Below are 13,112 nucleotides of genomic sequence, written 5' to 3'. Positions count from 1 at the left end.
CGCGGCTGCTTTGTGGCCCGAACTGCCGGGGCTCTAGAGTGGAGCCACAACGCGACGCAACGGAGCAGATAGTGACCTCGCTGGATTCTTCACCCGACGCCCTGCCCGGGGCAGCCGGGACTGCCGCCAAGCAGATCCCGCCCGCGGCCGTGGCCCGGCTGACGATCTATCTGCGCGCCCTGACGACGCTGCTGGCCGAGGGCGTGGACCGGGTTTCCTCCGAGTCGCTGGCCGAGGCGTCCGGGGTCAGCTCCTCCACTCTCCGCAAAGACCTCTCCTATGTGGGCTCCTATGGAACCCGAGGCGTCGGGTATGAAGTCCAGTACCTGAACCGGCATATTGCCGCCGCGCTGGGACTGACGCGCGACTGGAAGGTCGCGATCGTCGGTGCCGGCAACCTCGGCAAGGCCCTCGCCCGGTACGGCGGGTTCGAATCCCGGGGCTTTGAAATCGTGGCGATCTTCGACGCCGACCAGATGGTGGTGGGCAGCGAGGTGGGCTGGCTCCGGGTGAGCGACGCCGCGGACCTCGAAGCCGTGCTGCACCGCACCGGCGCGAACATGGTGGTGCTGGCGCTGCCCGCCGCAGTGGCGCAGGGCGTGTGCGACCGGGTGGTGGCCGCGGGCGTGCGCAGCATCCTCAGCTTCGCCCCGGTCATGCTCCAGGTGCCGCCCGGAGTGAACCTGCGGAAGGTGGACATGGCCACCGAACTGCAGATCCTCGCCTACCACGCACAAAGGGCGCAGGACCCGGAAGACGCCGACTAGCATCAGTCGGCGATCCGGATCCCGCGCCCATTGGCGGGGCCGTGGACTAGCGGCCGTAGGGGCCCTGCGAATACGGGTTGGCGAAAGGCTGCTGCTTCTGGAAGTACGGGGCCACCGACGGCAGGTACAGGATCACGATGCCGGCCGCGCCCATCAGGATCACGACGAGCTGCAGGATACCGGACAGAACACCGAAGGCGAACATGCCGCCAAAGAGGCCCAGCAGCGAGAACGCGGCAAAGACAGTCCCCAGGATGCGGGCCCAGTTCTTACCCTTGCGGACCGGGAAGGCCACCAGGGAGTAGAGCCCGAAGGAAATCAGGCCGCCGATCACGCCGCTGATGGGGATGATGGCGCGCATCGCGTTGAGGTCGTCCGCCGTGAGCTTTCGGCCCTGCTGGGCGGCCGCCTGCTGCATGGCGGTCTCAAAGTACCCCGGCCCGGAGAAGGAAACAACCAGGCTGTTGATGAGCGACAGCACACCCGCGCCGATGATCAGCCAGAACGCCAGGTCAAGCTGGGAGGGCCGGGTCCCGGCGCCGCCGGTGGGAAGCTCCGACGGGTACTGCGCATAGGGCGACTGGCCGTAGGGACTCTGGCCGTACTGGCCCTGGCCGTAGGCCGGCGGCTGCTGCCCGTACTGGGGGGCCTGCTGGCCGTACTGCGGCGGCTGCTGCCCGTACTGGGAGGCCTGCTGGCCGTACTGCAGCGGCTGCTGCCCGTACTGGGAGGCCTGCTGGCCGTACTGCAGCGGCTGCTGCCCGTACTGGGAGGCCTGCTGGCCGTACTGCAGCGGCTGCTGCCCGTACTGGGGGGCCTGCTGGCCGTACTGCGGCGGCTGCTGCCCGTACTGCGGGGCGTTCTGCCCGTACTGCGGCGGCTGCTGGCCGTACTGGGGGGGCTGCTGCCCGTACTGGGGTGCATTCTGGCCGTACTGCGGGGCGTTCTGCCCGTACTGGGGGGCCTGCTGGCCGTACTGCGGCGGCTGCTGCCCGTACTGCGGGGCGTTCTGCCCGTACTGCGGCGGCTGCTGGCCGTACTGGGGGGGCTGTTGACTGTGCTGGGGTGCGTTCTGGCCGTACTGCGGTGCGTGCTGCCCGTACTGGGGGGCCTGCTGGCCGTACTGCGGAGTGTTCTGGCCGTACTGCGGAGCCTGCTTGCCCGACTCGGGTCCGTCCGGACTGGAAGGCTCGACTGGCGGGTTACTCATGGCGGTCCTTTGCATTCGATAGCGGATGGGACTGCCGGGACCAGTGTCTAACCCTGCCCCCAGCGTGGTTTAACTCCACCGTACCCCGGGCCTGCGGCGGTTTGGGTGATTCCGCAGAGGTATTCTCAGCCGCATTTTCCGCCGGTTGCAGCCCCTGCCGCGCCGCGCTCCAGGACTCCGCGCCGGCCGGGGGACCTCGCTTGGCCGCGGGCTAGAACCGGGACTTACCCGCGGTGAACCACGGCTGGGAGTTGGGCAGCCACATCAGCACGGTCGCGGCCAGGCTGATCAGGAAGCCCGGCCAACTGCCGCCGCCCGTGAGGCCGGTGCTGAGGGCCGCGAGCACCAGGCTGACGCCAGCGGCGATGGTCAGGGCAAAGCGAGCCCACTCCCAGCCCTCCTTCATCTTCATGGCGAGCGTGATCTGGGCCCCCGCCAGAGCGAGGGCCACGAAGACCAACAGGAACAGCAGAATGCCCGCCGGCGGTGAGACCACGAACAGCACGAGCGCGCCGAAGAGCCCGATCACCCCCGCGAGCAGACCCAGCAGGCCGCCAATCACCCACACCCAGTAGGAGATCCGCAGTTCCGTGGGCATCGCGGGGACAGTGAACATTCCGGAGTAGCCGCCGGCGGGCAGGACCTCGTTGAAGGTCCGCGGCCAGTGGTCCGGCACCCTGAAGCCGCGGCCCGGTTCCGGGGAATTGGCGCCCGGCTCTTCGGGTTCGGGGACGTCGCCGGAGGTGCTCATGAATGTCACTTTAGACCGCGGCACCAGTGCTTGCCAGCGGCCCCGGTTAAGCCAGGCACCCCGCGCCATCCGTGGATGGCGCGGGGTGCCTGTGGGGTCTCCGGCGAGGTGCCGGTATGGCCTGTCCGCTGCGTGCGGAGGCCGGACTAGGCTGCGGGGGCGATGAAGGCCAGTTCGAGGTTGATGGCGACCTTGTCGCTGACCAGCACGCCGCCGGCTTCGAGGACGGCGTTCCAGGTCAGGCCGAAGTCCTTGCGGCTGATGGTGGTTTCGGCGGTCAGGCCGGCGCGGGTGTTGCCGAACGGGTCGACGGCCACACCGTTGAGCTCGGTCTCGAGCGCCACGGGGCGGGTAACACCCTTGATGGTCAGCTCGCCCTGGAGTTCGTAGGCATCGCCCTTGGGGACGATTGCGTTGGAGACGAAGGAGATTTCCGGGAACTTCTCGACGTCGAAGAAATCCTCGCCGCGGACGTGGCCGTCGCGGTTGACGTCGCCGGAGTCGAAGCTCGCGGTCTTGATGGTGGCGTTGACCTTGGAGTCGGCGACGTTCTCGGCGAGGTTCAGGGTTGCGTCGGCTTCCTTGAACTGGCCGCGGACCTTGCTGATGCCTGCGTGGCGGACGGTGAAGCCGATCTCGCTGTGCGAGGAGTCGAGGGTCCAGATGCCGGTGGTGAGGTTTGCGGGAAGTGCCATGGTGGTTCTCCTTGAGTCGGGTGGGTCGTGCGGAAGGTCATCTGATCGTTGGTTGCTGCTTCATTTGTTGAAGTCTCAACTAACTGCTTCACCCAGTATAAACATGCATTTGCATCTTTTATTCCGTCGCCGGGAAACATTTCGCAAAAAGTTTGAGTTCTACTTCCTGTAGAAGATTTCGTCATTGCCCCTGCCCTTTGAGAAACTGGTACACATGCCCCAAGCCACTGTTCATCTGCTCCGCCACGGCGAGGTCCATAACCCCGACGGCGTCCTGTACGGACGGCTGCCCGAGTTCCACCTCTCCGAACTCGGCCGGCAGATGGCCCGTACCCTTGCCGGGCACTTCACTGAACGCGCTGCGCAGGGGGCCAGGATCGTGCATCTCGCGGCGTCCCCGCTGACCCGCGCCCAGGAAACGGCCCAGCCGATCTCCGAGGCCCTCAACCTTGACATCGTCACCGAGGACCGGATCATCGAGGCCGCCAACTACTTCGAGGGGATCCGCGTCTCGCGGGCCGAAATCCTCCGGCCGAAGCACTGGCCGATGCTGCGCAACCCGCTCCGGCCCTCCTGGGGCGAGCCCTACCGGGAGCAAGCCGCGCGGGTGACCGCCGCGGTGCAGGACGCGCGGCTGCGCGCCATCGAGCTCGGCGGCGACGGCGCGGAAGCGATCCTGGTCAGCCACCAGCTGCCCATCTGGGCCACCCGGCTCAGCGCCGAAGGCAGGCCGCTGTGGCACGACCCGCGCAAGCGTGAGTGCACGCTCACCTCCGTGACCTCCCTGGTGTTCGACGACGCCGGAAAGTTGCAGCGCGTTGACTACAGCGAGCCCGCTGCCGCCCTGCTGCCCGGTGCCTCGAGCACCCCGGGGGCCTGACCATGCCAGCGAGCGACCCCCGGCTGACCCGCCGCAGCGTCCTGACCGCCGGCGGCGCGGCGCTGGCCGGCGTGCTGGGACTCTCCGGCTGCGCCCAGGAAGACGCCCTCGCCAAGCAGGCCAGGGCGGGGGACAACAAGAACTACGTCGCCGGCGACGGCTCGGTGACCGAATTCGCCGTCGCCGACCGGAAGAAGCCGGTGGACATCAAGGGGACGCTGTTCGACGGGACCGCCGTCACGGCGTCGGACTTCCCCGGCAAGGTCACGGTGCTGAATTTCTGGTTCGCCGCCTGCGCCCCGTGCCGGGTGGAAGCTCCCTCGCTGGAGGCCCTGCACCAGGAGTTCAAGAGCCAGGGCGTGCAGTTCTTCGGGGTCAACCTGCGCGATGAAAAGGCCACGGCGGAGGCGTTCGACAAGACGTTCAACCTGACCTACCCCAGCTTCAACGACAAGGACGGCGCGGTGCTGCTGGCCGTCTCCGGTCTGGTTCCGCCGGGCGCGGTCCCCACCACGCTGGTGCTGGACAAGCAGGGCCGCGTTGCTTCCCGCGTGCTCGGTGAAATCCAGAAGGGCACCCTCAAGTCCCTGATCGCCGCCGCCGTGGCCGAGTAGCGGAGCCGACGACGCCGTGAACAGCCCCTTCGCCGAAGCCATCCTGAGCGGGTCGCTGCTGCTCGCCATCCCGGTGGCGCTGCTGGCAGGACTCGTCTCGTTCCTCTCGCCCTGCGTGCTGCCCCTGGTGCCGGGTTACCTCGGCTACGTCACCGGGCTCACCGGCGTCGACCTGCAGCAGCAGAAGCGCGGCCGGATGCTGGCCGGGATCGGGCTGTTTGTCCTGGGTTTCTCGGTGATCTTCGTCCTGCTCGGCGGGGCGTTCGGCCAGCTCGGTACGCTGATCACCGGCTCGCAGAACGCCTGGATCACGCAGCTGCTGGGTGTGCTGGTGATTTTGATGGGCATTGTGTTCCTGGGCGGGTTCTCCTGGCTGCAGCGCGACGCGAAGATCCATGCCAAGCCCCCGGCCGGCCTGTGGGGGGCGCCCCTGCTGGGCATCACCTTCGGCCTGGGCTGGGCGCCGTGCATCGGCCCCACCTACTCGGCCGTGCAGCTGCTGAGCCTTTCCGGCGGATCCTCCGCGGCGAAGGGCGCACTGCTGGCCTTCGTGTACAGCCTGGGGCTCGGTATTCCGTTCCTGCTAATCGCCCTGGCCGTGCGCCGCGGCATCGGCGTGATGTCGTTCTTCCGCAAACACCGGCTCGCTATCCAGCGCACCGGCGGCGGCATCCTGATTGTGCTGGGCCTGCTGATGGCCAGCGGCGTGTGGGGTGCCTGGGTGTCCGGGCTGCAGTACTGGTTCCAAACCGATGTGAAATTGCCGATCTGATGAGCGAGCGAGTGAACGTACAGAAAAAGACCCCAGCCAACGGCACAAAGCGCCCCGGCACGCCCGGCGCCGGGACGAAGCCCGCCGGGGATACCGTGTCTGCCGCCAAGGCGGACGCAATCCTGCCCTCGCTGGGACCGGCGGGCATGCTCCGCTGGGCCTGGACGCAGCTGACCAGCATGCGCACCGCGCTGTTCCTGCTCCTGCTGCTGGCCGTCGCCGCCGTCCCCGGATCGCTGTTCCCGCAGCGGCCCGCGAACCCCGCGGTGGTCACCCAGTACATCAAGGACCACCCGGACTACGGAAAAATCCTCGACGCGCTGCAGCTCTACGACGTGTACTCCTCGGCGTGGTTCTCCGCCATCTACATCCTGCTGTTCGTCTCGCTGATCGGCTGCGTGGTGCCGCGCGCCATCGTGCACTACAAGGCCATGCGCTCCCAGCCCCCGCGCACCCCGGCGCGGCTGTCGCGGCTGCCCGAGTACGGCACCCTGGTGATACCCGCCGGCGCCGGGATCCCGGCGGCGCACGCGATCGATGACGCCGCAGCCCTGCTGAAGAAGCGCGGCTACCGGGTGGAGGTCAGGGACCGCGACGGAGCCCGGCCCTCGCTGGGCGCCGAACGCGGCTTCCTCCGTGAGGTCGGCAACCTCGTCTTCCACACCGCGCTGATCGGGGTGCTCGTCTCCGTCGCCGCCGGCGGGCTGTTCGGGTACAGCGGCCAGCGGATCCTCGTCGAGGGCGACACTTTTGTGAACACCCTGGTGGGCTATGACCAGTTCACCCCGGGCACGAACTTCCAGAGCAGCCAGCTGCAGCCCTATTCCATCCAGCTGGACAAGTTCCAGATCACCTTTGACCGCGAATCCAAGGGCAAGTTCGGCCAGCCGATCGACTTCAAGGCGGATGTGACCACGAAGGAGAACCCTGGGGCGCCGGCCGAACAGCAGGTGCTCAAGGTCAACGACCCGATCAGCCTGGGCGGCACCAGCATCTACCTGACCGGCAACGGCTACGCCCCGGTGGTCACGGTGCGCGACGCCGCCGGCAACGTCGCCATGCAAGGCCCGGTCGTTGCCAAACTCCAGGGCGACAACTACTACTCCTCGGTGGTCATCAAGGTTCCCGACGCCAAACCCGAGCAGCTTGCCTTCGCGGGATTCTTCCTGCCCACGGCGTTCGTCACGCCCGAAGGTGTTTCCTTCAGCGGCGATCCGGAGCTGTTTAATCCGCAGCTGACGCTGAACTCCTACTACGGCGACCTCGGCCTCGACAGCGGCTCGCCGCAGAACGTGTTCGAACTCGACGTGAAGAAACTGACGCCGCTGAACGCCCGCAACCTGCCCACCAAGGGCATTGTGCTCACCCCCGGCGCCACCCACACTCTGCCGGACGGGAAGGGCACCATCAGCTTCGACGGGGTCAAGCGCTACGTGGGCGTGGACATCCACCACAACCCAGGCCAGGGCTACGCCCTCTTCTTCGCGCTGCTCGCCGTCGCCGGCCTGGTCACCTCGCTGTACGTCAACCGCCGCCGTGCGTGGGTCCGTGCCGGAACCCACGAGGACGGCCGGACCATGGTGGAGTACGGCCTGCTGGCCCGCGGCGAGGACCACCGCCTCGCGGGGGAGGCCTCGGCCATCCGCGCGCTGCTCGCGGCGGCGTGGCCGCTGGACGAGGCCGGCTCCCAGCCCGCTCCCAGCGCGGGGGCGGATAATGACCGGGCGGACGACGGCGCAGGCGCCGGCGCGCAACCCACCCAGGAACAACCCGCAGCAGATTCCCTCCAGACCACAGCCGGCTCTCCTGAGTCACAGAAGGATCAGTAATGTTCCCCATTAACGAAACCATGGGCCAGTACAGCGAGCTCTTTATGCTCCTCGCCGCCGGCACCTACACCGTGGCCTTCATCGCCTTCGCGTGGGACCTGGCCAAGAGCAGCAAGACCCTGCGCGCCGTGGACCTCAAGGCCGCGGAGCTCTCCGGTGCAGAGGCCGCCCGCGTCCCGGTGGGCGCCGGAGTCGGGGCCTCCTCCGCCGCCGTCGACCGCGCCGACTCGGACGTGGCCGGCCCGGTCGGGCGCGCCGAACGTCCGACGTCGTCGGTCTCGGGTGGCCAGGGCGCCGGCCAGACCGCCGACGGCGGCATGCGCTACGGCGCGGAGCGCCGCGTTCCTGCCCGCGTCGCCGTCGCCGTGACCGTGCTCGGTGCCGCCATTCACGCCGCCGGCGTCCTCACCCGCGCGCTCGGTGCCGGCCGGGTGCCGTGGGGCAACATGTACGAGTTCCTGACCACCGGCGCGTTTGTGGCGGTGGCGGTCTTCCTGTTGGTGCTGATCCGCCGCGACCTGCGCTTCCTCGGCACCTTTGTGGTCGGCCTGGCCATCATCATGCTCGTGGCCGCCTCTGTGGCCTACTGGACTCCGGTGGGGCACCTCGTGCCGGCGCTGCAGAGCTACTGGCTGATCATCCACGTCTCCATAGCCGTGCTGTCCTCCGCCCTGTTCACCCTGACCTTCGCGATGTCCGCGCTGCAGCTGGTCCAGTCGCACCGGCAAAAGACGATTGCCGCCGGCGGGGCCGACAAGCTGGGCTTTATGCGCCTTGTGCCCAACGCGTTGAGCCTGGAGAACCTGTCCTACCGAATCAATGCGATTGCGTTTGTGGGCTGGACCTTCACGCTGATGTTCGGCGCCATCTGGGCCGAGAAGGCCTGGGGCCGGTTCTGGGGCTGGGACACCAAGGAAGTCTGGACCTTCGTGATCTGGGTGGTGTACGCCGGCTACCTGCACGCCCGCGCCACCCGCGGCTGGACCGGCACCCGCGCGGCCTGGCTCTCGATCGTGGGCTACCTGTGTGTGGTCTTCAACTTCACAATCGTGAACCAGTTCTTCAACGGCCTGCACTCCTACTCCGGGCTGTAGGGCCGGGCGGGCTACGGGCCGGGTCTCGGGCCGGGTGCGCCTGGCCGCCGGATCACGATTCGCCAAACATGGCCGCTAAGCCTTCTCGCTTAGCGGCCATTTGCGTCAGATGGGCGCAGGTTGGGGGCAGGACGCGGGCCCGACCCGGGAGGTTGCCGCTGCTTCGCACCAGGGCTGGGCCTCCAGCCGCGTTCCACCAACGCCGCCCGCGGCTCGTCGCCATGAGTAGCCCGGACGCGTCGGCTGGCCGCGGTCCGTCCATTTGCCGAAGATGGCCGCCGGTTGGGGGCGGAACGCGGGGCCGACCCGGGAGGTTGCCGCTGCTTCGCACCAGGGCTGGGCCTCCAGCCGCGTTCCACCAACGCCGCCCGCGGCTCGTCGCCATGGGTAGCCCGGACGCGTCGGCTGGCCGCGGTCCGTCCATTTGCCGAAGATGGCCGCCGGTTGGGGGCGGGACGCGGGGCCGACCCGGGAGGTTGCCGCTGCTTCGCACCAGGGCTGGGCCTCCAGCCGCGTTCCACCAACGCCGCCCGCGGCTCGTCGCCAGGGGTAGCCCGGACGCGTCGGCTGGCCGCGGTCCGTCCATTTGCCGAAGATGGCCGCCGGTTGGGGGCGGAACGCGGGGCCGACCCGGGAGGTTGCCGCTGCTTCGCACCAGGGCTGGACCTCCAACCGCGTTCCACCAACGCCGACCGCACCCGGGTGACTGCCGTCGGCTCCATGCCGGGGGCGAAGGGGGTCAGATCCCACTGGGTCAGCACCACTACCCGCCACCCGGCATCGCGGGCGTTCTCGTCCCGGAAGACGTCACTGCGGCGCTGAGCGGGTGTGGCGTGGTGGCCGCCGTCGTACTGGACCGCGACCTTCTCCGTTTCGTAGGACAGGTCCGGGTCCTGGATCCAGCCGCCCGTTTCGTCGAACATGGGGACGTTGATTTCCGGTTCCGGCAGGCCATGGCGGAGCAGGAGCAGTCGGAGTTCGGTTTCTTTGGGGGAATCCGTGCCGGCCCGGACCAACTCGCGGGCACGCATGGCGCGCCGGTAGCCCGGTGTGCCCCGCTTCCCTGCGAGATAGGCGTCCAGCTCAGCGACCGTGGCCAAGGGATTCCTGCGTTGGATGAGGAAGTCGCCGGCGATCACCAAATCATCGAGACTCAGTGTGCCTGCGAGATCGAACCACGTCCGCAATGGGGATGTGCAACTTACCTTGGCCCCGGCAACGATCTCCTCCGGCTGCAGGGACTGCTGATGGCCCACGACGTTCTTTCGTCGCACAGCGCGACGGCCCGGCGGGCTCGTCAGATGAACGAGGGGCATGTTCGCCAAGGATGCCGGTAGGGGGAAGCCCCACAGTACGGCTGCGGATAAATGGCTCACCACCGCGGCAGTTACGGCAACCAGGGCGCGAACCCGTTCGAGGAGTGCGTCCGAGTTGGCGGCGGCGGTGCGCACTCCGTAACAGGGCGTGGCGAGGTCCCGGGCCCGGGTTCGACGTCGGCTTAACCCCGCCGCGCGGGCGTCTGCCATGGTGAATGGCTTGTCTCGAAGCTGTGCGGGTAGCTCACTTGGTTGGCGCATGATCGAATTCTGCGCCCGCCGGGAGGAGGCAAGGACGTTATCCACAGAGCGGGCTGGGTGTTGGGGAGTAGTGCACCCCTGGACGGAAGTTCGTGCCGCGCCTGTGTGTGGCGTCGGTTTGCCGGAGATGGCCGCTATGCGGGGTGGAATTTCGGCCGTGTGTGGCGAATGGCCGCTGCTGATGGGCCAAGCCCTAGGGGCGAGAGTTGCGGCCGTGGGAAGTCGTTAGCGGTTCGGGGAACCGTTCGGCGCGGACAGGGCGTGGGTTTGCCGGAGATGGCCGCTATGCGGGGTGGAATTCCGGCCGTGTGTGGCGAGTGGAGGCTCGTGGTGATCGGCCAAGCCCTAGGGGACGAGAGCTGCGGTCGTGGGAGGGCGTTGGTGGTCCAGCGAACCGTTCGGCGCGGACAGGGCGTCGGTCTGCCGGAGATGGCCGCTATGCGGGGTGGAATTCCGACCGTGTGTGGCGAGTGGAGGCTCGTGGTGATCGGCCAAGCCCTAGGGGCCGAGAGCTGCGGTCGTGGGAGGGCGTTGGTGGGCCAGCAAACCGTGCGGCGCGGACAGGGCGTCGGTTTGCCGGAGATGGCCGCTATGCGGGGTGGAATTTCGGCCGTGTGTGGCGAATGGCCGCTGCTGATGGGCCAAGCCCTAGGGGCGAGAGTTGCGGCCGTGGGAAGTCGTTAGCGGTTCGGGGAACCGTTCGGCGCGGACAGGGCGTGGGTTTGCCGGAGATGGCCGCTATGCGGGGTGGAATTTCGGCCGTGTGTGGCGAACGGCCGCTGCTGATGGGCCAAGCCCTAGGGGCGAGAGTTGCGGCCGTGGGAAGTCGTTAGTGGTTCGGTGAATCGTTCGGCGCGGACAGGGCGTGGGTTTGCCGGAGACGGCCGCTATGCGGGGTGGAATTCCGGCCGTGTGTGGCGAAAGGCCGTTGCGAGGGTTGGGATACGGGCCGTGTGTGGCGAATGGAGCGGGTGCCTCGAGAGGGCTACGTCGGACATCGGGCCGCCCGGCGTGGCAGTGGGCCGAATCCGTAGCGAAAACGGGAACAGCGCAGGGAACGGGCGGTTCTACTTGACCTCGTCGGTGCCCTGCGTGGTGTCGCCACTGGCTTCGCCGGATTCCGGGCCGCGGGAACGGCCGGGGCCGTCGCCAAGCTCACGTTCCTTGGCGTCCAGCTCATCTTTGAGCTTCTTGAGCCGGTCGGCCTCCGCCTGGTTGCGGCGGCGCAGCTCCAGGTTGCGGAGGAAATCTGCGTCGTCGTCCGGGGCAGCCGGGTGGCTGTAAGCGGCCGGGGACGCGGCGGCACTCCCGCGCGGCCGGCCGATGAGGAACCACAGCGCGGCGCCGATCAGCGGAAGGACGATTTGCACGACGATCCAGGCCGGCTTTGAAATGCCCCTGGTCTGGCGTGCGTCGGTCCGGATCAGGTCGATCAGCCCGTAGACAAACACGACCAGCAAGACGATGGGTACCACGACACGGAGCATAGCTTCAGTTTAGCCTCCATGCGAGCTTCCGGCTTAGGACCGGGGAACCGGGGGCCGGGCGGGGACGGCTAAACTGGGAGGGTGGCTTTCCTGAAATACTCCCTGATCCGTCTGGCGCTGTTTGTGCCGTTGTTCGCACTGTTCGTCTACCTGCAGCTGGGCTGGCTGCTGGCAGCGCTCTGCGCCGGAATGATGGCCTTTGCCATCAGCTTCCTGTTCTTCCAGAAGCAGCGTGACGCGGCCACAGCTTCCATTCGCCACCGCTTCTCCGGCCAGGCCAAGCCGCTGCGCAGCGCGGGGGAGGCCGAGGACGCCGCCGCGGAAGACCGCCTGGTGGACGAGCACCCGGACGTCACCGTGCGCACGGACAGCCGGCCCAAGGACTCCTAGCTCCCACCGCCGCCGGAATGCGCGCCGGGGCACCTGCGCATGCCGGGGCTCCGGCCGGAGGGGGTCCGAACGGACGGCCGTCTCCCGGACCCGCCTCCCTCAATTCCCGGCTGCCGGCGATTGCCGGCAAACGCCCTAGAACCCGTGGCTCAGCACCAGGCCGAGTGAGAACAGCACGGCGTAGCCAAGGTTGATGAGGCCGGTCTGCTTCAGCACGGGGATGAGGCTCTTGCGGCGGCGCCCCGCGATCATCAGCCAGGACGGCATCAGTATGGTCGGGATGAGCAGCAGCACTACCAGCATCCACGGCTGCCGGGGCGCGAGCACAATCACCAACAGAATCGCGACTGCCAGCATCAGCACGTAGCTTTCCCGGGCGTGTTTGTCGCCCAGCCGGACGGCCAGCGTCTTCTTCCCCGCGACGCGGTCGGTGGGAATATCTCGGACGTTATTGGCCATCAGCAGGGCGCAGGCGATCAGTCCCGTGCCGATCGCACCGATGACGGCCGCCAGGCTGATTCGGCCGGCCTGCGTATAGGTGGTGCCCAGCGTGGCCACCAGCCCGAAGAACACAAAGACGAACACGTCGCCCAGGCCCAGGTAGCCGTAGGGGTTCTTGCCCCCGGTGTAGCCCCACGCGGCCAGGACGCAGCCCACGCCCACGAGGATCAGCCACCACGCCTGCGTAATGATGACCAGGGCCAGGCCGAACAGCATGGCCAGTCCGAACGCCGCGAACGCAGCCCGCTTGACGTGCGCCGGCGTCGCCGCCCCGGAACCGACCAGGCGGAGCGGGCCCACCCGGTCCTCGTCGGTGCCGCGGATGCCGTCGGAGTAGTCGTTGGCGTAGTTCACGCCGACCTGGAGCAGAAGCGCCACCATGGCGGCCAGCACTGCGTTGACCGGACGGAACCCATCCAGCTCATAGGCGGCTGCGGAACCGATCAGGACCGGCGCGATCGCGGCCGGCAGGGTGCGCAGCCGGGCGCCCTGGATCCATTGTGCGGCTGTGGCCACGTTCAGTACCTCGTTGGTTTTGGTGACGA

The 13,112-nt window shown here is 68.2% G+C and carries 12 protein-coding genes; 7 read left to right on the top strand and 5 right to left on the bottom strand.

From position 1 onward, the window contains the following. Window positions 1-71 precede the first annotated feature (71 nt). Window positions 72-767 carry a redox-sensing transcriptional repressor Rex gene (locus ABLI39_RS05470; RefSeq protein WP_349412412.1) on the top strand — a complete coding sequence of 232 codons (696 nt, stop codon included), beginning with the start codon at window positions 72-74 and terminating at the stop codon, window positions 765-767. Window positions 768-813: 46 nt separating this feature from the next. On the opposite strand, the gene ABLI39_RS05465 is transcribed toward ABLI39_RS05470, so the two are convergent. The 3 genes from ABLI39_RS05465 to ABLI39_RS05455 form a co-directional block, all read right to left on the bottom strand. Then, the gene (locus tag ABLI39_RS05465) at window positions 814-1,977 is read right to left on the bottom strand and encodes a GtrA domain-containing protein (protein WP_349412411.1); all 1,164 of its coding nucleotides are present in this window, start codon (window positions 1,975-1,977) and stop codon (window positions 814-816) included. A gap of 211 nt (window positions 1,978-2,188) precedes the next feature. Then, entirely contained in the window at window positions 2,189-2,728 is a 540-nt protein-coding gene (locus ABLI39_RS05460; RefSeq protein ID WP_349412410.1) for a hypothetical protein, read from the bottom strand. A 146-nt stretch (window positions 2,729-2,874) separates the two neighbouring features. Continuing rightward, the gene (locus ABLI39_RS05455; RefSeq protein WP_349412409.1) at window positions 2,875-3,423 is read right to left on the bottom strand and encodes a YceI family protein; all 549 of its coding nucleotides are present in this window, start codon (window positions 3,421-3,423) and stop codon (window positions 2,875-2,877) included. 214 nt (window positions 3,424-3,637) lie between these two features. Here ABLI39_RS05455 and ABLI39_RS05450 point away from each other — a divergent pair, with 214 nt between their 5' ends. Genes ABLI39_RS05450 through ccsB form a run of 5 tightly spaced genes read left to right on the top strand, consistent with a single transcriptional unit; the run spans window position 3,638 to window position 8,612 of the window. Further along, window positions 3,638-4,303: a histidine phosphatase family protein gene (locus tag ABLI39_RS05450; protein ID WP_349412408.1), complete on the top strand. Its 666-nt coding sequence runs from the start codon at window positions 3,638-3,640 to the stop codon at window positions 4,301-4,303. A 2-nt stretch (window positions 4,304-4,305) separates the two neighbouring features. After that, window positions 4,306-4,917, top strand: a complete 612-nt coding sequence (locus tag ABLI39_RS05445; RefSeq protein WP_349412407.1) for a TlpA family protein disulfide reductase — start codon at window positions 4,306-4,308, stop codon at window positions 4,915-4,917. 16 nt (window positions 4,918-4,933) lie between these two features. Next, window positions 4,934-5,689 carry a cytochrome c biogenesis CcdA family protein gene (locus ABLI39_RS05440; RefSeq protein WP_146336692.1) on the top strand — a complete coding sequence of 252 codons (756 nt, stop codon included), beginning with the start codon at window positions 4,934-4,936 and terminating at the stop codon, window positions 5,687-5,689. Beyond that, window positions 5,689-7,518 carry a cytochrome c biogenesis protein ResB gene (gene resB, locus ABLI39_RS05435; protein ID WP_349412406.1) on the top strand — a complete coding sequence of 610 codons (1,830 nt, stop codon included), beginning with the start codon at window positions 5,689-5,691 and terminating at the stop codon, window positions 7,516-7,518. The genes ABLI39_RS05440 and resB overlap by 1 nt, the downstream gene beginning before the upstream one ends. Beyond that, the gene (gene ccsB / locus ABLI39_RS05430; RefSeq protein WP_349412405.1) at window positions 7,518-8,612 is read left to right on the top strand and encodes a c-type cytochrome biogenesis protein CcsB; all 1,095 of its coding nucleotides are present in this window, start codon (window positions 7,518-7,520) and stop codon (window positions 8,610-8,612) included. Before resB ends, ccsB begins: the two co-directional genes overlap by 1 nt. Before the next feature lie 2,644 nt (window positions 8,613-11,256). Here ccsB and ABLI39_RS05425 read toward each other — a convergent pair. Further along, window positions 11,257-11,676: a PLD nuclease N-terminal domain-containing protein gene (locus tag ABLI39_RS05425; protein WP_349412404.1), complete on the bottom strand. Its 420-nt coding sequence runs from the start codon at window positions 11,674-11,676 to the stop codon at window positions 11,257-11,259. Window positions 11,677-11,757: 81 nt separating this feature from the next. Between ABLI39_RS05425 and ABLI39_RS05420 the strand changes: the two genes are divergently transcribed. After that, window positions 11,758-12,066, top strand: coding sequence for a DUF4229 domain-containing protein (locus ABLI39_RS05420; protein WP_349412403.1), 309 nt, complete (start codon window positions 11,758-11,760; stop codon window positions 12,064-12,066). 135 nt (window positions 12,067-12,201) lie between these two features. On the opposite strand, the gene ABLI39_RS05415 is transcribed toward ABLI39_RS05420, so the two are convergent. After that, a complete protein-coding gene (locus tag ABLI39_RS05415) occupies window positions 12,202-13,083 on the bottom strand; it encodes a 1,4-dihydroxy-2-naphthoate polyprenyltransferase (RefSeq protein ID WP_349412402.1) in 882 nt (293 codons plus the stop codon). Window positions 13,084-13,112: the final 29 nt, after the last annotated feature.

It is taken from the genome of Pseudarthrobacter sp. B907, from assembly GCF_040137805.1.
Taxonomy (GTDB): domain Bacteria; phylum Actinomycetota; class Actinomycetes; order Actinomycetales; family Micrococcaceae; genus Arthrobacter.
Note: the sequence above shows the minus strand (reverse complement) of the source record. Positions and strands in the feature narration are given on the sequence as shown.